This is a genomic window from Variovorax glacialis, assembly GCF_051216375.1.
In the GTDB taxonomy this organism is placed as follows: Bacteria; Pseudomonadota; Gammaproteobacteria; order Burkholderiales; family Burkholderiaceae_C; genus Variovorax.
This window is the reverse complement of record NZ_JBPJZT010000004.1, coordinates 1-19,152: the sequence shown is the minus strand read 5'-3', so window position 1 is coordinate 19,152 and position 19,152 is coordinate 1. Positions and strand designations below refer to the sequence as shown.

General features: G+C 56.6%; 13 protein-coding genes and 1 pseudogene. 12 read left to right on the top strand and 2 right to left on the bottom strand.

Going from position 1 to position 19,152, the window contains the following annotated elements; translation table 11 throughout:
* Positions 1-120: 120 nt before the first annotated feature.
* From ACSFBL_RS11700 to ACSFBL_RS11645, 12 genes are all read left to right on the top strand, one after another.
* Entirely contained in the window at positions 121-4,926 is a 4,806-nt protein-coding gene (locus ACSFBL_RS11700; RefSeq protein ID WP_435515955.1) for an FkbM family methyltransferase, read from the top strand.
* 13 nt (positions 4,927-4,939) lie between these two features.
* Positions 4,940-6,178, top strand: coding sequence for a class I SAM-dependent methyltransferase (locus ACSFBL_RS11695; protein WP_435515954.1), 1,239 nt, complete (start codon positions 4,940-4,942; stop codon positions 6,176-6,178).
* 61 nt (positions 6,179-6,239) lie between these two features.
* Positions 6,240-7,277 (top strand): GDP-mannose 4,6-dehydratase, encoded by a 1,038-nt coding sequence (gmd, locus tag ACSFBL_RS11690; protein ID WP_435515953.1) that lies wholly within the window; start codon positions 6,240-6,242, stop codon positions 7,275-7,277.
* Between the two features lie 71 nt (positions 7,278-7,348).
* On the top strand, positions 7,349-8,368 hold the full coding sequence (locus ACSFBL_RS11685; protein WP_435515952.1) for an FkbM family methyltransferase: 1,020 nt from the start codon (positions 7,349-7,351) through the stop codon (positions 8,366-8,368).
* A 75-nt stretch (positions 8,369-8,443) separates the two neighbouring features.
* The gene (locus tag ACSFBL_RS11680) at positions 8,444-9,517 is read left to right on the top strand and encodes an NUDIX domain-containing protein (protein WP_435515951.1); all 1,074 of its coding nucleotides are present in this window, start codon (positions 8,444-8,446) and stop codon (positions 9,515-9,517) included.
* 143 nt (positions 9,518-9,660) lie between these two features.
* Positions 9,661-10,719: a CDP-glucose 4,6-dehydratase gene (rfbG, locus tag ACSFBL_RS11675; RefSeq protein ID WP_435515950.1), complete on the top strand. Its 1,059-nt coding sequence runs from the start codon at positions 9,661-9,663 to the stop codon at positions 10,717-10,719.
* Positions 10,716-11,549 (top strand): NAD-dependent epimerase/dehydratase family protein, encoded by an 834-nt coding sequence (locus tag ACSFBL_RS11670; RefSeq protein ID WP_435515949.1) that lies wholly within the window; start codon positions 10,716-10,718, stop codon positions 11,547-11,549. Before rfbG ends, ACSFBL_RS11670 begins: the two co-directional genes overlap by 4 nt.
* Entirely contained in the window at positions 11,546-12,529 is a 984-nt protein-coding gene (locus tag ACSFBL_RS11665; protein WP_435515948.1) for a glycosyltransferase family 2 protein, read from the top strand. Before ACSFBL_RS11670 ends, ACSFBL_RS11665 begins: the two co-directional genes overlap by 4 nt.
* A 13-nt stretch (positions 12,530-12,542) precedes the next feature.
* Positions 12,543-13,319, top strand: coding sequence for a glucose-1-phosphate cytidylyltransferase (rfbF, locus tag ACSFBL_RS11660; RefSeq protein WP_435515947.1), 777 nt, complete (start codon positions 12,543-12,545; stop codon positions 13,317-13,319).
* The gene (locus tag ACSFBL_RS11655) at positions 13,312-14,316 is read left to right on the top strand and encodes a lysylphosphatidylglycerol synthase transmembrane domain-containing protein (RefSeq protein WP_435515946.1); all 1,005 of its coding nucleotides are present in this window, start codon (positions 13,312-13,314) and stop codon (positions 14,314-14,316) included. The genes rfbF and ACSFBL_RS11655 overlap by 8 nt, the downstream gene beginning before the upstream one ends.
* Positions 14,313-15,644 carry an NAD(P)/FAD-dependent oxidoreductase gene (locus ACSFBL_RS11650; protein ID WP_435515945.1) on the top strand — a complete coding sequence of 444 codons (1,332 nt, stop codon included), beginning with the start codon at positions 14,313-14,315 and terminating at the stop codon, positions 15,642-15,644. The genes ACSFBL_RS11655 and ACSFBL_RS11650 overlap by 4 nt, the downstream gene beginning before the upstream one ends.
* Entirely contained in the window at positions 15,574-17,592 is a 2,019-nt protein-coding gene (locus ACSFBL_RS11645) for a hypothetical protein (RefSeq protein WP_435515944.1), read from the top strand. Before ACSFBL_RS11650 ends, ACSFBL_RS11645 begins: the two co-directional genes overlap by 71 nt.
* Before the next feature lie 99 nt (positions 17,593-17,691).
* On the opposite strand, the gene ACSFBL_RS11640 is transcribed toward ACSFBL_RS11645, so the two are convergent.
* Both ACSFBL_RS11640 and ACSFBL_RS11635 read right to left on the bottom strand, forming a co-directional pair.
* Positions 17,692-18,216, bottom strand: a complete 525-nt coding sequence (locus ACSFBL_RS11640; protein ID WP_435515943.1) for a class I SAM-dependent methyltransferase — start codon at positions 18,214-18,216, stop codon at positions 17,692-17,694.
* 358 nt (positions 18,217-18,574) lie between these two features.
* Positions 18,575-19,035 (bottom strand): annotated as a pseudogene (locus tag ACSFBL_RS11635) (IS3 family transposase); the annotation flags it as partial.
* Between the last annotated feature and the right edge of the window lie 117 nt (positions 19,036-19,152).

Here is a 19,152-nt window from a genome sequence, read left to right as displayed (position 1 = left end):
TGACTCCCTCCATTCCATCCAAGCGTCCACTCCCAACGAGTGCGCTCTTCAATCCTCATTGAGGAGCGGCACAGACCCTTCCCTGAACCCGCGACACCGGTCGGCGGGCAATCAAAGCCGATGACTTTCACATCCTACGCACAGAATTTCGAAGATGTCATGCTGTGGCGTGCTCTCCAGCACATTCCAAATGGCTGCTATATAGATGTCGGTGCGCAGCACCCAGTCGTCGATTCCGTCAGCAAGGCTTTTTACGACAGGGGGTGGCGTGGTATTCACGTGGAACCTGTCCCTGAGTATGCGAACTTGCTGCGTCAGCAACGCCCCGATGAATCGGTCCTCCAAGTTGCGTTGGGGAGCGCGGACGGAACACTGACCTTGAACATCATCGCGGGCACAGGCCTTAGCACTGCGGTCGAACGCCATGCAACCAGCCATTTAGGCACCCACGGGTTCTCAGCGCAAAAAACTATCGTTCCAGTCTTGACACTCAAATCGGCGTTCAGGCATCTACAGGGACGAGACGTCCATTGGTTGAAGATTGACGTCGAAGGGTTCGAGCACGACGTCTTGAAGGGCTGGGACAGTTCGGTACTGAGGCCGTGGATCATGATCATCGAGGCAACCGAGCCGCTTTCTCGGACACTTGATCACCATGCGTGGGAACAACTCGTCCTCGACGGCGGGTACACCTTCGCCTATTTCGATGGTTTGAATCGCTTCTATGTCGCAAACGAACACTCGTCGCTCCTTGCGTCTTTTTCCACCCCGCCGAACATTTTCGATTATGTACGACTCAGTGGTGAAAACAGTTCGGAATGGTCCCGCGGAATTGTCGAGAAATACGAAGAAAAACTCAAAATAAAGAATGATGCTTTGATTCAAGCACTCGACGAAAATGAGAAGACTCGGCAAGAATTGCAACTGACCATCGACAGGCTTGAAAATGTCGAGGACAGTGCGTGGCAAACACTTTCCGAATTTTCAGTCCAAGCAGCCGACGGGCGACGCGTGTTTGATCAAGAACTCGAGAATACCCAGCGGCAACTCAAGGAAGCACGCGACCATGGCGAGGCCTTGAACGCTCAGTTGAATGCCCTGCACGCTCAAATAGATGCGTCAAGCGCTCAAATAGATGCGTCAAACGCTCAACTAAATGCGTCAAACGCTCAACTACAAGCACAATTAGGAAGCCTGTCTTGGCGCATCACGCGCCCCTTTCGAAGCCTGTATACCGTGCTGCCTGCAGGCGTGCGCAGACAAGCACGTCGCGGGCTCAAGGCGCTCTATTGGGCCGTGACGCCGTGGAAGCTGCCGGCGAGACGTCGGTTTATCCGGGAGCGCAACCAGCGTGCAATGCCGCCCGCGCGACCCACCCCTGTGCTAAAAGCGCCACCTACGCCAAGTGCGCTCGACAGTTATGAAGCAGGGCCTCAGCACACGGGTGCCACAGCAGATCCTGACGTCTTCGCCACCCCGCTGGGCGTCGGCAAGCGCACAATCTATTTGTTCGTTGACCACACGATATCTTGCGCAACCAATACCGGGGTTCAAAGAGTTGTTCGCGGCTTGGCCGCCGGTCTGGCTCAAACTGATGAACGAGTGCGATTCGTCAAATGGGACCCGGGCAGCAAGCAGTGCATTCTGATCAGCAGAGAAGACCGCGAATATCTCAGTCACTGGAATGGTCCTGCGGTTACCAAACTGGATCTCGAACTCTATCAGCCAGCAGCCATAGCCGCCGTTCCGGTGCCCTTCCATCGGCCTGGCGCCAACAACTGGCTTGTAGTTCCCGAAGTCACACATCTGACCCCCCATTCCGCGCCGGTCACACTTGATCTGATCGGCTGGGCTCGTCGTGCAGGACTGGCGAGTGGCTTTGTCTTTTACGATGCAATCCCACTGCGCCGACCTGAGTTGCGAGATACTGTTCCCCGTCATCGGGAGTACATGCAGCATCTCAGGTTGGCTGATGTTGTCTGGCCCATATCCGAATGGGCACGAGAAGATCTTCTGGCTTACTGGTCCAAAAGCGAACTCGCGACATCCAGCACCATTCCCGAAGTGACGACCTTTTCGCTTCCCGGTGAATCCACACTGCGTCAACGTGTCACCCTTCCAGCCGACGGCGATACGTTGATTATCAGCGTTGGTTCGATCGAGCCACGCAAGAATCAGGTGGCGCTCGTCCGGGCATTTCAGGCCCACCGTACCGAGCAGCCCAATAGTCCGTGGAGGCTAGTTCTTGTCGGAAATCTCCACCCACTGGTCGCGGCAGAAATCAACGCCGCAGTTGAATGTGATCCTGCAATCAGCTATCGCGGCCATGTGACCGATGAAGAGCTTGACGATTTGTACGGACGCTGCTCGTTCAGCGTCTTTCCGTCGATTGAGGAGGGATTTGGATTGCCCATCCTCGAAAGTTTGTGGTACGGAAAGCCATGTCTTTGCGCAAACTTCGGGGCCATGGCTGAGGTGGCCCGAGATGGCGGGTGTTTGACAATAGACGTGAGGGATGCGAACGCCTTCCAGGATGCCCTTACCCGATTGATCTCGGATGTCGACCTGCGCGCGAGCTTGTCTGCTTCTGCAACCAAGCGCCCGATCGCGACCTGGAACGACTACACGGAAGTCATCCGGTCGAGAATCAACCGGGAAGTTGATGTGCACGAGTCATTGGGCACCATCTACTACTGGGTGGACTCCACAATCGGCTTTCCAAAAAATACCGGCATCCAAAGGGTCGGGAGGCAGTTGGCCCGAGGTCTCCTGAATTTGGGATTTCGACTCACCCCAATTAGATGGGACAAGATCACCGGCGTCTTCTCAGAAATAAGCTACGACGAGAAAAAATATCTCTCTCAATGGAGCGGCCCTGCCCCAGAACAATGGACAGCACTGAAAACTCCCGCACCTCACAATAGTTGGTTTCTGATGCCAGAACTTCCGCTCAATCTTTCCACGACAGAGCAGAGGCAATTCTTGAGTTTCGCCAAATCATTGAATTTGAGGTCTGCGGCGATATTTTATGATGCCATTCCGTGGAAATTACGTCGAGACTACCCTGAGAGTTTTGCGACGGCGCATCATGAATATATGAGCACCCTTGCCGAGTACGACCTCGTGCTTCCGATCTCCGAATTCAGTCGGGGCGATTTGATTCACTTCTTGGGCTCGACATTGGATCGACCGCGAAGCCTGGATTCTTATATTAAAACGGTCTCTCTACCGGGCGAATTTATCGAACGCCCTCGGGCGACGACGTTCGCGCCAAGAGCCAGCGATGTGCCGATAACGATTCTGTGTGTGGGCACAGTAGAACCGCGTAAAAACCATCTAATTCTTATCCACGCATTTTTATCTGCTCAGGCCCGTACCAAGCGTGAACTTCGATTGATAATCGCAGGCCGTGACTGCGTCGCGGAACTCACAGACTCAGTCAATGGCCTCGTCAATGCCAATCCCAACATCTCTTGGGAGATGAATGCCGACGATGAACGTCTCCAGGAACTCTACGAACTTTGCGATCTAACGGCTTATCCCTCAATCGAGGAAGGCTTCGGCCTGCCTATTCTTGAAAGCCTTTGGTGCGGTAAACCATGTATTTGCGCGAATTTTGGTGCCATGTATGAAGTTGCCAATCAGGGGGGCTGCCTCACTATCGATGTCCGCGACTCTGATGCTCTCGCCGATGCTATCCTCACGCTCAGCGAAAACAAGGCGCTCGACACTCTGACCCAGGAGGCGACGAACTTGGAATTCAAATCTTGGAGCGACTATGCACTAGAGGTCTCTCTGCACATTGCAAAAGCATCGCCAAGGCAAGCCGGCAACGATTTTCCTGTTTCAAAGATTGAAATCGAGCGTCGAGTAGCAAAAATGAATCTCGGTAGGAGGCCAAGGCTATCGATTTGCATCAGCACTTACAACCGAAGTGAATGGCTGGCAAGAAGTCTTGTCAATTGGTCTTCTCAATGCCCTGAGCCTTTTCCCGGAGTGGAACTGCTAGTTTGCGACAACGCATCAACCGATAACACTTCGGAGGTGATCAAGCCCTATTTGCAACGCGCAGATTTCTCTTATCACTGCAATTCTGTCAATGTAGGCATGCTCGGCAACTTGCGCGAAACAGCACATCATGCGCGGGGTGAATACGTCTGGATCATAGGGGACGATGATCTGCTCTTGCCTGGCTCGATTGCGCGCGTTATGAATGCACTGGACTCCAACAATGAAGCGGCACTGATTTACCTCAACTACTCATTCACGCGCATCGAGGACGCGAGAACAATCACAGACTTCGGGGCATTCTTCGACGCTGCAACCCCCATAGTTCCGAGTGAACCCGACATTTCCGGGCCCATTCGAACGATCTGTGCGCGAAACGAAAATTTCTTCACCGCTATATACACGTTAGTTCTGCGCCGCGATCATGCCATCAATGCCTATTCGCAAGATACATCCGGCCGACCATTCTCGTCAATGAAGACCGCTATCCCGACGACACATTACGTCCTCAGCCACATGATGGATGAACCGGGCGTCTGGATTGGCGCACCTCAGATCGTGGTGAACATGAACGTCTCATGGATGAGATACGCACCACTCTGGATTCTCGAGCGGGTCCCCGAATTCTATGATCTTGCGGAGAAAAATGGCGCAGATCCCCTTGAAGTCGACCGATGGCGCAGCCATACGATCGGAAGCATTGAGCATTTCTTTCGGCAGATCTACCAAGACGATCCGCTTGATAATGCTTCTTTCTTTCAAGTCGAACGACTCGTCTGGAGATTCAAGCATCTGCAGGAGTTCAAGGAAATTCAGCCCCGCCTGCTTGCCATTTATGAGACTGCTCACGCGCAGGGGCACCACGCCGCAAAGCTTGCACCCTCCTCCGTATTTCCACAAATCACCGTAACTCATTAAAAGGGGATAGCTTTTGACTTCTTACCATGCCATTGACAAGTGCCGTGTCGGCGGCGCCGAGGACCTCGTAAGTGTTCTGAATCTCGGCCACCAGGCGCTTACCGGCGTATTCCCGGCGAGTGCATCAGAGCCGGTAACGGTGGGCCCCCTTGAACTCGTATGGAGTCCCAGTAGCGGCTTGCTTCAATTGAAACATTCGTACGAATCCTCGGAGATGTACGGCGACAACTACGGTTATCGTTCCGGCCTCAATCAATCGATGGTCGACCACCTAACTCACAAAATCGCCTATCTTGAGCGACTTGTTCAACCGAAATCAGGTGATACGGTCCTCGACATTGGGAGCAACGATTGCACAACGTTAAAAGCTTATAGTGTTAGGGGGCTGACTCGTTTGGGTATTGATCCGACCGCACGAAAATTCGCCAGCTACTATCCTCCCGAGATTCGGTTTGTGCCGGACTTCTTCAGTGCTTCGGCCTACCGATCACTGACCGACAAGGCCGCAAAGATCGTCACATCGATTGCGATGTTCTACGATCTTGAAAGCCCCATCAAATTTGCGCAGGAGATTGAACAGGTGCTTGCTGATGATGGTGTCTGGCATTTCGAGCAGAGCTATATGCCTTCAATGCTTCGCCTTAATTCCTATGACACCATTTGCCATGAGCACATTGAATACTATTCACTGAGCGTAGTTCAGAAAATCCTCGATGCAGCAAATCTGAGGCTCGTCGATGTTGTAATGAACAATATTAATGGTGGTAGTTTTGCGGTGACTGCAGCCAAGAAAATTAATACTTCGCTCAAAGCCAACAAGGCCGTGATTGATTGGCTTCTCGACCAGGAGGATCGGATGGGGTTGTCATCCCCTCGTCCGTACCGCGACTTCGAGGAACGGGTTTTTCGACATCGTGATGATCTGGGTAGACTTATCCGCGCCTTGGTTGCGGATGGAAAGAAGATTCTCGGCTACGGGGCATCAACCAAGGGTAATGTGATGTTGCAATTTTGCGGACTCACGACCGCCGAAATCCCCGCCATCGCAGAAGTGAATCAAGAAAAATTTGGTCGCGTCACTCCGGGAACTCATATACCTATCATTTCCGAGATAGAAGCGCGAGCGATGAATCCTGACTATTTCCTTGTCCTGCCATGGCATTTCAAAGACGGAATCCTCCGCCGAGAGAAGGAATATCTTGCAAATGGCGGGAAATTTATATTCCCGTTTCCGGAAATCGAGATTATCTGATTCGGTTAACTTTAGCCGACGATATATTTACACATCTCGATCACCAACCAGGGAAAACAAGATGAAAAAACGCGCTGTTGTAACAGGAATCACCGGGCAAGACGGGGCCTATTTGGCGGAGCTGTTACTGGAAAAGGGCTATGATGTCTTCGGAACGTATCGAAGGACGAGTTCGGTGAATTTTTGGCGAATAGAGGAACTTGGCATCCAGGACCATCCCCACCTTCACCTCGTCGAATACGATCTGACCGATCTTGGAAGCTCACTGGGTCTAATTCGCGAGACCGATCCAGATGAGGTCTACAACTTGGCCGCTCAAAGTTTTGTCGGCGTGAGCTTTAACCAGCCCGACGCGACCGCGCAGATCACCGGGATGGGCGCACTGCATCTCCTTGAGGCGATTCGGATGACGAATCGCAAAATTCGCTTCTACCAAGCCTCCACATCCGAAATGTTCGGCAAGGTGCAGGCGATTCCCCAAGTCGAAGATACGCCGTTTTATCCGCGCAGCCCGTACGGCGTCGCCAAGCTCTTCGCTCACTGGATGACGATCAACTACCGTGAGAGCTACGACATCTTCGGCTGCAGCGGCATTCTGTTCAATCATGAAAGCCCGCTGCGCGGCCGCGAGTTTGTTACGCGCAAAATCACTGACTCCGTCGCCAAGATCAAGCTCGGGAAGCTCGATGTACTTGAGCTTGGGAACATGGGCGCCAAGCGCGATTGGGGATTCGCCAAGGAATACGTTGAGGGTATGTGGCGGATGCTGCAAGCCAAGGAGCCAGACAGCTACGTGCTCGCCACGAACCGTACCGAAACCGTGCGCGAATTCGTCCTCATGGCGTTCAAGGCAGCCGGTTATGACATTCGCTTCGAGGGACGCGAGCAAGACGAAGTGGCGATCGATAACAAGACGGGCAAGACATTGGTTCGGGTCAATCCGAAGTACTATCGACCGTCGGAGGTCGACCTGTTGATCGGAAATCCCGCGCGCGCCAAGGAAAAGTTGGGTTGGGAGCCGACGACCACGCTGGAACAACTGTGCGCGATGATGGTCGAGGCAGACCTTCGTCGGAACACTACTGGCCATTCGTTCTGAGCAGCGGCATGTCGAACATCTCAACGCCCTTCTGAGAAGACTGATGACGAAACAGGCGCTAGGAGTTACTCATGTCCTTGATACGCGATGCCGCACTTCAATATGCACCGATCAGAAGGCTCTATCAACACAGGAATCTTCTACGGGACCAGAACGACGAGTTAATCCGACGCTTGCAAGAAGCTGAAGAGCGTGCTAAAGCGGCGCAGAGTGTCTTTTTCCACTACAGCACCACTTTCGATGCGATCGAGCTCATGCATCGCTATGCGGTACAGGGGCTGAGCCCGACTCCAGGGTTCCTGACCAACTTTCTAGGCGTGAAGATCGATCCGAAGTTTTTCCCTGGAATTCTGAACGAGCGCGCGGGCGAGGTCGAAGGCATCCCGATTCCGGCCAACTGGCACGCGGACATCGCTGAATGGGGTGTCGCATTGCGGGCGATCGACCTCTCGGTCGACACATTCACGATGATCGAACTCGGCTGCGGCTGGGGTTGTTGGATGAACAATACCGGCGCGGCCGCCCGCAGGGCTGGTCGAAAGGTTCACGTCATCGGCGTGGAGGGCGATGAGGGACACGTGGAATTTGCGCGCGAGTCGCTGGCCACAAACGGATTTGTCGACGATCAGATAACGCTCCATCGCGGCATCGCAGCGGCGAAGTCTGGAGTTGCCTTGTTTCCCAAGCAGGATCTGGCCGGGGTGAACTGGGGTCTAGAGGCCGTGTTGGCGGCGACCGACCAGCAGCGCGCCGATGCCGTTGCCACAGGAAAGTACGACGAGTTGCCGATGGTCTCTCTCGACAAGCTGGCGGAGCCGCATCAACGCATTGATCTGCTTCACATCGATATCCAGGGTGGGGAGGCCGACTTGATCGATGGCTGCCTACCGGTTCTCGATGAGAAGGTGGCCTACATGCTGATTGGCACTCATACAAAACCCATCGAGGGTCGGCTTTTCCAAGCTCTTGTCGCTGCCGGCTGGCGATTGGAGATGGAACGTCCGGCGATATTTGACGTTTCCAGTGGCGTCCCCTCCGTGCGCGTTGATGGCGTTCAGGGCTGGCGCAATCTACGCTTGTTGCCTATGTGAACGCGGTGCGTTGCTACAGTCGCGTGTCGCTGAGCACTTGTACCAGCTTCAGTACCGAGGCCGCATCCAGATGCGATGAACCCCCAACACGCCAAGAGCCTTGCTGATCAGGACACTTCCGTTTTGATCGGCAGATTCCAGCCGTTTCACAACGGACACTTGGCCCTCCTGCGCCAGGCGCTCAATGCGGCGCCTGTCTGCGTCGTGGTCATATCCTCGCCACTACAAGCACGCTCTCCGATCCATCCTTTCACGTGGCGGGAGCGGGCGCAGATGATTGAATCGTCGCTGTCCACAGAGGATCGCGCGCGCCTGCGAATCGTACCGGTGCGGGACCACTTTGCCGAGTCGCGCTGGATCGAGGCGGTTGGAAGAGACGTCGATGCAGCGATGAGGGCAAGCGGTTCCCGGCTGCTACTTGGTCGCCTCAAGGGCGAGATGCACAATGACTTCCGCGAGCTTAGTGGTTGGCAGTGGCGCGACGCGGAATGGGCACCCTCGATCACGGCGGCGGCGGCGCGCGATGCACTCTTCAGCGCAGACTCCGCTCTTGAACACCTAGATGATCATTTGCCGCGCGGCACCGTCGATTTCTTGCGCGATTGGGTTGATCTGCCGGTCATCGGCCAACTTCGGACGGAGTGGCAACTTCTCAAGGATTACCGGGCTTCATGGGCAAGCACGCCCTATCCCCCCATTCTGTTCACGGTCGATTGCGTGGTTCGCTGTCAGGACCACGCATTGCTGATCAGGCGCGGGCACTCGCCAGGCAAGGGACTTCTGGCGGTGCCAGGCGGTTTCATGGAAGCACACGAATCCGCACGCGAAGCGGCCTTGCGCGAACTCGAAGAAGAAACTCATCTGGACCTGCCCACGACGACATTGCGTGCAAGCTTGAAAAGCACGGCGCTTTTCGATCGTCCTGGCCGAAGCGGTCGTGGCAGGATGTTGACCAACGTCCACCACTTTGACTTGGGCAACCGGCCGTTGCCCTTCGTTCGCGCGGGCGACGACGCCGCGGCCGTCGAGTGGGTGCCCATTTCCGAACTGCCAGAGCTTGAAGGCCAGTTCACGGATGACCACTTCCAGATGCTCGATCATTTTGTCGAACTCGACCTTCTCCCCTTGCCGGCGGTCATTGGCAACTGAAGCGGTAGCTCATTTTTCCGACAGGGACTTCGATTCACGGGCGCCGACCGGGCCGCGAGGTTCGGCCACTTCGACCGCGCAGTTAAACTTGCTTGACAATGCAGTTCTCCTTACCCGACCTCCGCCTGCCTTTCGAAACGGCCTTGCAGTCGAAGAGAATTCTCGTAACCGGCCACACCGGCTTCACAGGCAGCTGGGCCTGCCTCTGGTTGCAGACGATCGGTTGCGACGTTGTCGGATTGGCCTTGCCTCCAGAGACCCAACCCGCGCTCTTTGACGCCGTTGGTCTCGCGCCGGACATCCCTTCCACCTTCGGCGACATTTCGGATCCCCGGGTGGTGCACGATGTGATCGACCGGCATCGTCCCGAGTTGATCCTTCACTTGGCCGCACAGCCTCTGGTGAGACGCGCGTACCGGGAGCCTGCACGCACCTTCATGGTCAATGCCCAGGGAACGGCACACGTCCTCGATGCGGCAAGGCACGACAAAGGCGTCCGGGGCGTGCTCTGCGTGACCACCGACAAGGTCTACAAGAACAATGAATGGGTCTGGCCGTACCGTGAAGACGATGCATTGGGCGGAAAAGACCCCTACAGCGCCTCGAAGTCCGCGGCCGAGTTCGTGATCCAGAGTTTCGCCGCGTCCTACCCCTGGCAGAAAGAGGAAGGTCCGGCAATCGCCATTGCGAGGGGTGGCAACATCGTTGGAGGCGGTGACTGGTCCGAAGATCGCCTGATTCCGGATTTCGTGCGCGCAGTCACTCGGGGCACGAAGCTGACCCTTCGATATCCGGACGCCACTCGACCATGGCAACACGTATTGGCCTTGGTACATGGCTACCTCATGTTGTTGGCGGGGCTCAGTTCAGACGATCCGGCTAGGTTCGCGCAGGCATGGAATCTCGGGCCGTCGGACTCGCGCGAGCATTCCGTCCGCGAGGTGCTGGAACTGATGTCCGACGCCTGGGCACGACCGGACGTCGACTATCTGGACAATCCCCTACCCGAGGCTCGCGCGCTTGCACTGGACAGCAGCAAGGCACGTCTTCACTTGGGCTGGCAATCGCCATGGAATACCGAGCGGGTCATTGCCGAAACAGCCCAGTGGTATCGGGATTACTATTCCGATCCAACTCAAGCCCGAGAATCCTCTCTTCGCCAGATCAACGCCTTGCGCTCTGAGCTGGCCCCGACGCCATGAAGCTTCTGCTTGGGGCCAAGGGCCGCTTGGGCGGCGCCCTCAGCTCGCAATTTGCAATGCCGGGCGTGCAGTCCCCGGACAGGAGCGTCTACCAAGACTGGTGGCGTCCCGACGCCGTTCCTGAAATCACACGCTATGTCGAAGAGCACGGAAAAAATGTCGATGCCGTCTTCGTCGCGGCGGGCGTCATAGACCCGGCTGCATCAGCGGCGGACCACGAACGCGTCAACTTCCTGCTTCCTCAGCAGGTGATCCTGGCCATGGCGCCATTGGGAATACGCGTCGTAACCTTTGGCACCGTGATGGAAGCCGTCACGAACAGACTCCCTTCTTCAGGATATGTAGCGAGCAAAGTGGCGCTCGCCGAATTCGTCGAGCGGCAGGTGCAAAAGAACAGTCTTGCCATGCATCTGCGAATCCACACGCTCTACGGTGGTGGACTACCCGCTTCCTTCATGTTTACCGGGCAGATGTTGCACGCCTTGCGCAACCGCACGCAATTTCGGATGTCGCCGGGAACGCAGTTGCGGGAGTATCACCATATAGACGACGAGGGGCCAGCAGTGGCTGCGCTCGCCGGTTCGGATGCCCGCGGGATCGTCGAGCTCAATCACGGCGATGCCGTCTCGCTGGCCGAGATTGCCGAGAGCACATTCCGGATCCTCGGCGCGCCCGAGCTCCTGCAGGTGGGCGCGCTTCCGATGCCGGAGAACGAAAGGGTCGGCATCCGCTTTTCGCGCACGCCGCTTCTCGAAGGACATGTATTTCGAGACGTTCGCATCAACATGGCCGACTACCTGAGCAGACTTTTGCGGGAACCGAAGGCATGACGCCTGTTACACAGAACATGACACGCATCAGGCCCCTGATATCGCTGTCGATCCCCGTACTCAACGAACAGGACAATCTGGATGCGTTGTACGCGCGACTGTCTGCATTGGCCGAACGCTTGTCCGATCGCTGCGACCTGGAGTTCGTTTTCTCGGACAACCATTCCGACGACGCGACGTGGTCCAAGCTTGCCGAACTCGCGCAGAAGGATCCGCGGGTACGCGCTATCCGCTTCTCGAAGAACTTCGGTTTTCAGCGGTCCATTCTTGCCAACTACATGCACACCCGCGGCGACGCGATCATGCAGATCGACGCAGACTTGCAGGACCCGCCCGAATTGCTGGAAGTGTTCTACGAACGTTGGCAGGCCGGCTACTACGTCGTTTACGGGGTCCGTCGCAAGCGGCAAGAGAATGCCTTGATCAACGGATTTCGAAAGCTGGGGTACTGGCTGATCGACCGCATCAGCGACCACTCGATCCCGCGAGATGCGGGTGACTTCCGGCTGATCGACCGAAAAGTTGTCCAGGCGCTTCTGCAAATGAAGACCGCGAGCCCCTACCTGCGTGGGATGATCGCGGGTCTGGGCTTCAATCAGATCGGCGTGGACTACGAGCGAGAGGCGCGCACGGCGGGGCAAAGCAAGTTCGGCGTCTCTCGTCTCATCCGGCTCGGTCTGACCGCAGTCTTCAATCACTCGACGGTGCCCTTGCGACTGGCGTCCATCGCCGGTATCGGAATGCTGGTGTTCAGCTTTATCGGGGCGATCTACTACACGGTATTGAAGATCATGCAACCCGAACTCCCGCGCGGCTTGGCCAGCATCCACATCCTGGTCTTGTTCGGGATCGGCCTGCAGTCGCTGCTGCTCGGCATCGTGGGCGAGTATCTGTTGCGGATCTATCTCATCCTGCGCGCGGAGCCTGTTGCCATCGTGGAAAACAGCCTCAATTTCGCGCGCTCCGATCTCAAACTTTGAACGATTCGAAACTATGAAAGCAGTGATTCTGGCTGGCGGCCTCGGAACGCGCATCGCGGAGGAATCCGACCATCGCCCCAAACCAATGGTCGAAGTGGGGGGACGCCCGTTGCTGTGGCACATCATGAAGACGTATGCGCACCACGGTGTAAACGACTTCGTCATTTGTCTTGGCTACAAGGGCTATGCGATCAAGGAGTTCTTCTTCAACTATCACAACCACACGGCCGACCTCGAGATCGATCTGAAGCAGGGCACCCACAGAGTTCTGAACAGCCAAGCCGAGGATTGGCGAGTCACGTTGATAGACACGGGCGCCGACACGATGACGGGCGGTCGGCTCAAACGTGTCGCACCCTACCTGGACAATGCCACTTTCTGCCTGACCTATGGTGACGGACTCGCGGACATCGATATTTCCAAGGAGATCGAGTTCCATCGCGAGCATGGCAAGCTGGCGACGGTAGCAGCGGTTCAGCCACCCGGCAGGTTCGGTGTCCTTAACGTCGATGCAGCCGACAATGTCCGGTCCTTCGAAGAAAAGCCGAGTGACGAGATCGGATGGATCAACGGAGGCTTCTTCGTGCTGGAGCCTGGTGTGATCGATTACATCGACGGAGACTCCAGCTCCTGGGAACGCGAGCCTCTTCAGAACCTGGCACGAAATGGTCAACTCGCCGCGTTCGAGCACCAAGGATTCTGGCAACCTTGCGATACGCTGCGTGACAAGCGCCAGTTGGAGGAACTCTGGGAGACTGGCCAAGCTCGCTGGCGAGTCTGGCATGGTTGAGACGACGCCGCGCCGTCATGGGAAATGGACGTCAATGGCGATCGGGATGGCAATCTCGATCGCCTGCCTCGCCTTCATTCTTCACAAGGTCGATCTCGATCAGGTCAGGGTGGCATTCCTTCGATTCGAATGGCGCTACTTTGCGCTGGGAGTCTTGTGCCTAGCATTCGGGTACGTCATTCGTATCCTCCGCTGGACCAGGATGCTCAACGCGGCTGGGGCACAGGTGAAGTTTCGACAGTGCGCCGCACCTTTCCTGGGATCGATTGCCATCAACAATGTCCTGCCATTGCGGCTTGGCGACATCGTCCGGGCACTCGTGTTTCCATCGTCTCTGGGTGTGTCACGCAGTACCTCCACGAGCAGCCTGATCATGGAGCGCCTAGTGGACCTGATGACCCTGCTCGTGTGGCTAGCCGCGAGCCTTGCGTTCAGTCATCAACTCGAAGTGCCCGGCTGGCTCAAGGACACGGCCGTCACCCTGGCGATCGCCGGCAGCGTGGCATTGGTCGCGGTGTTCGCCCTGAGCGGAACAATAGCCCGCCGCCTTCATGCCATCCCGCGTCCACCCATCAAGGCCCTCGTGGTGCTGCTTCAAGGCTTCGACGCGATGACGCGCCCTCGTGTTCTTGCGATGCTGCTTGGCCTGTCACTGCTGGTATGGCTTGGAGAAGCGGGCCTCTTCTACAACCTGCTGCTGGGCTTCGGCCTGGTCGCAACGCCCTCTGCTGCGGTGATCATCATGGCAATTGCCACCTTGGCCACCCTCGTGCCGTCATCGCCGGGCTATGTTGGCCCATTTCACTTGGCGGCCTTTGCGGGCATATCGCTCCTGGGCGGCACCAGCGAACAGGCCGCAAGTTTTGCAGTGCTGTCGCACCTCGGGCTGTGGGCTCCCACCACGCTCGCTGGCGCGATCGCGATCGCGCGCAATCCACAAATGTTTAGAGGTCTTCGTCGCGACCAGACCCATCAACCAATTGAAGAACGAGCATGAAGCAGTATGACGTTGTAGTTGTCGGCGGAGGCTTTGCTGGCCTGACCGCCGCCTACTGCCTGGCCAAAGCCGGCAAGACCGTGCGAGTGATAGAGGCTGACGGCGCCCCCGGGGGATTGGCCGGGACTTTCGAGTTCAGTGACGGAGTGAAGCTCGAGAAGTTCTATCACCATTGGTTCAACAATGACGTCCATGTCCCCGAACTCGTCAAGGAACTGGGAATGCATGGCGATGTGATCACCTTACCCTCACGCACGGGGATGTACTTCAATGGGCGCATGTGGAAACTTTCCACGCCGCTCGACCTGCTGCGCTTCAAGGCACTTCCGTTTGTTGATCGCATTCGACTGGGGTTGCTCGTCCTTCAGGTTCGACGAGTAAAGGATTGGCGCACCATCGAGCATTTGAGCATTCGCGAGTGGCTCGAGCCACTTTGCGGCAAGACGGTGTTCAAGATCGTCTGGGAGCCGCTCATCAACGCCAAGTTCTCGATCTACGCCGAGGCGGTGAACGCAGTCTGGTTCTGGAAAAAGCTCGTGTTGCGCGGTAGCACTCGCGACAAGGCCGGCGGCGAAGAGCTTGCCTACTTCAAAGGCGGGTTTGGAAGATTGGCGGAAGCGCTGGTGACAGCCATTCGCAACCTGGGCGGCGAGGTGAGCTTGGGGCAGCATGTGACGGGGCTCGAAGTCGACGGTGATCGAATTCGTGCGGTGAGGACGCCCGCCGGCGAAGTCGCGGGCAAGGAGTTCTTGTTTACCCCGGCATTCCCCATCATCGCCGACATTTTTCAGGGCAAAGCCGACGAGGCTTGGCTAGAGAAACTACGCAGGGTGAAATACTTGGGCAACATGTGTCTGGTCTTGCGGCTCAAGCGAAGCCTCTCGGACACATACTGGACCAACGTCAATGACCCGGGATTTCCTTTTGTGGGGGTGATCGAACACACGAACTTCGACGACCCCAAGAACTACAACGGAAGTCGAATCGCGTTCCTGTCGAGATATCTCGCCGTCGAGGATCCTGTGTGGTCCTTCAAGGAGGAGCAGTATCTTGAGTTTGCACTGGACCATCTCAGCCGGATGTTTCCGGAGTTCGACGAATCGTGGATCCTGGAGTATCGAGTTTGGCGCGCCGAGTATGCGCAACCTGTCACGGAGCGCGGCTATTCCACCTACGTGCCCGGCTCGACCACGCCGTTTGACAACGCGATGATCTCCACGATGGCTCAGATCTACCCGGAAGATCGCGGAACCAACTATGCCATCAGAGAAGGCCGCGACGCGGCAGGCCGGCTGGTGCAACGCCTCGCGGGGACCGCGCGAGCTTGAGACTATTCGCCTACGTCTCAAGGCAGCACGCGAGGAACAACGCTTTGGTCGGGACGCGCCCAATCCCGACATCACTACCTTCTTAAGATGGGAGATCAGGTTGCCTGAGTTTCGACATTTCCTGGTTCACGCTGCAGCAGTTGCCTTGCTGGCTCTTCTGTTTGGCGCAAACGTTTATTCGGGCAGCATTGACGTCGCAGCGCACTTCCAGCTGATCGACTTCCTGGCCAAAAACGACGTCGGCCGTCTCGCAACCGATCCGTCCATGTCGGCCATGGCCAACTATCCGAGAGGGTCCCACTGGCTGGCCGCGGCCGTTGGATTCTTTACAGCGGCTCCGTATGTCGCCATGTGGATGATATGCATGGCTGCGATCTATCTTGCCTACTTTGCGATGTCCAGGATCGCATTGGCGAGCGGCGGCTATGTCGGACTGGCGGCATTCCTCGGAGGCATGCTTCTGCTCAGATTCACCGCCGCCGTGACCGGGTACGAGATCTTTGGGAACTTCTTCTATTCCCAACTCGTAGGAACCTCGGTTTATTTCCTGCTGCTGGCGTATTTGTCAAAGGCCGCCGACCCAGAAGCTCCAGAAGTGGTGGTGGCAATGCTGGTTGCATCAGTAGTGCTGATGTTCTTTCACGCACTGCCGACGCTGAACTTGATGGGGGCCTATTCGATATTCCTGCTACTTCGATTCTCATTTCTGGCTCTCGATACGAAATCGATCAGACACAGGCGGGCAATCATATTGATCGGATTCGGTATCGGCGCATTGGTCATCGTGGTGCTCCATCCCTCACTCCGCGCCATGAAGGTGCTGTCGCTGAACGATGGCTCACTCAATTTTGGAGTGAGCCCCTACCTGTTGTTCGTAGCGGGTGTCGCTGTCGCTCTAGGCTCCCTCTACCGGCTCTTCAAGCTCGACCCGGCTTCTCGAGGCAACATAGACACGCTGCTTGTGTCCGCACTGATCTCGTCGATCGTGCTTCTGTCGGCCCAACTCGCGCTTTTCTGGCTCAGGGGCGACGGCTCCATATATGCCATCAAAAAGCATTTCTTCTTTCTCGTGCCACTGACAGTGCTCAATGGTTCACGGTTGATCGCGGCCGCGATTCGTCCGTTTCATGCACGCAAGCATGAATTTGCGACGACTGCTGCATGTGGTATGGCAACGACCTTCGTGCTGTATTTTCTGGCACATCCCATGTCGATGCGGGCTGTCATCAAGCCATTGAATTTTGCGCAGAGCGCAATAGAGAGTTCGTTCGGTGATTTCAAGCCAGGCAACACCTTGGTCATTGCGAAGGGGGTTGACCCGGTCACCCGCTATATGATCGATCTGGCGGTTTTCAAGATGACTTCCAACGAGGAGGCACTCAACGTCATCTATGGCACGTTTGACACCACCAAAAAAGCGTACGTAATGATCGACAACTCGACGCAGTTGCGAGAAAGATGCCCTGTTCCCCAGGCGCAGAACAGCGAATACGCCATCGTTCCCACCCGATGCCTCATGCGACTGCCAGCAAATGGTGAGATCTCTTTCGGCTTTAACCAGGCGTCAGACCTCTATCTCAAGAGTGGGTGGTGGCCACAAGAGGATTGGGGCGTCTGGAGCAACGGGAAGATCGGAGCCATGCAGTTCGATCTGCCGGACGAAATTCGGGGAAAGAAACTCCTCCTGAAGCTCGACCTTCGCAGTCTTCCATCTCGTATCGGGTCGAACGATGCCACCAGAGTCCTCGTCGACGGTGTTCGGTTTGCGTTTGAAATCAACGGAGATAAGTCCGTCGAGATCGAAATCCCAGAGTCGTTATCCGAGGACGGAAAACTACTGGTCGAACTCGTCAACGAACGCCCTCTGTCCCCCAAAGCTGCAGGGATCAACGAGGATGGTCGAGTCTTGGGGCTCGGCCTCAAGTCAATTCGCATTCGAACGATCTGAACGAAGCGATGTTCTCTCGTTCGCTCCAATCATCACGGGTCGAAAAATCTGACACGTGGGAGCGGTTTCCATTCGAGGGCGGGCACAAGTGGTAGAAAGCTACCGCCGCTCTGCCACGTACGTGATGCCCGCCGCTTGGTGGAAGGCATGCTTCGTCACATTCCAACCCAAATGGTCCAAGAGGCCGAGGATGTACTCCTCGCGGAATGACAATTCGAGCCATCCGTATTTACGGATGCAGTAAATCGCCTGCCCATCGGGATTGATGCCCGATGGATAGGGCAACGCGTTGTTGATGGTCTCGCCAGCCAGGATCAGCTTGCCACTTGCCTTGAGTGCTCGGGGTATTGCCTTGAGCAGCCGCACATGGTCTGCGCAGTGGTGAAACGACTCGAAGAACAGCACAGCATCGAACTGGCTTTCGACGGACTCGACGTCGAAGAAATTGCCCACATTCACGTCCACGTCTAGATCCAAGGTCCCGGCCCGGCGTCGTACGAGTTCGACGTAGTTGGGTGTGATGTCGATGCCCGTCACCTGGTAACCGGACAGCGCCATTTGCACAGTCGTGTTGCCCCAGCCAAATCCCATCTCCAAAATGCGGGCACCTGGCTTCAGATCCATTGATTGTGCGTATTTCAGCCCATCGTGGACGGCATTTCAAACTGATCGTGGACGCTGTTTCAGCGTGATCGTGGACGATTGGGGAGCGTGCAAGTGATCTTTTGACCGGGCGTCAAGCTCATCGTTTTTTGCGGTGAAGCCTGATGCCCACGAACAGAGTCACGATGCGCCGAATTCGAGAGACATTGCGCCTGCACCTGCAGGCAGACCTCAGCTACAACGAGATCGGCCGCGCACTGAAGATCTCCAAGAGTGCCGCGGGCAAGTACGTCTCGCTCGCCCGTGCCGCAGGCATCGACTGGGCGGTGGCCCAGACGCTCACCGACGAAGAACTTGAATCGCGGCTGTATCGGCCGGCGAAGTCCATGCTCCACACCCCATTGACCGTGCTGGCCAGTTGCAGCGTCACGCGATCGTTGACCGGCCGCTTGGCCTTCTTGCGCTTGCGCACCGCCAGGTTGGCGGCGCTGTAGAGCCGGTAGACCTTCTTGTGGTTCACGCCGGGGAAGTGCGGGCGCAGCATGTCGTGGATGCGCCGATAGCCGAAACGCCGGCGCACATGCGCGATCTCGACGATCTTGCTGCTGAGCTCCTGGGTCATGGCATCGACTTCGGGTGGATTGCGGTAGCTGTCGCGGGAGAGCCCCACAAGCCTGCATGCGCGCCGCTCGCTCAGATCGCATTGCTCGATCATGGTGGCGATGGCGGCACGCTTGGCCTGTGGGGCTATCGCTTTACCCCGAAGGCGGTGTTCAGCGTGTGGATGTCCAAATGGGCCTCCGCCAACAGCTTCTCGAGCTTGTTGTTCTCGGCCTCGAGCCCCGAACGACACCCAAACTCCCCCACTTATCGACACGTAAATTCCTCCGTCCCGGCCATCGAGCCGTGACGGTATAGGGCGGCGCCGGCAACTGCCGGCAGTTGTCCTCCGGGCAG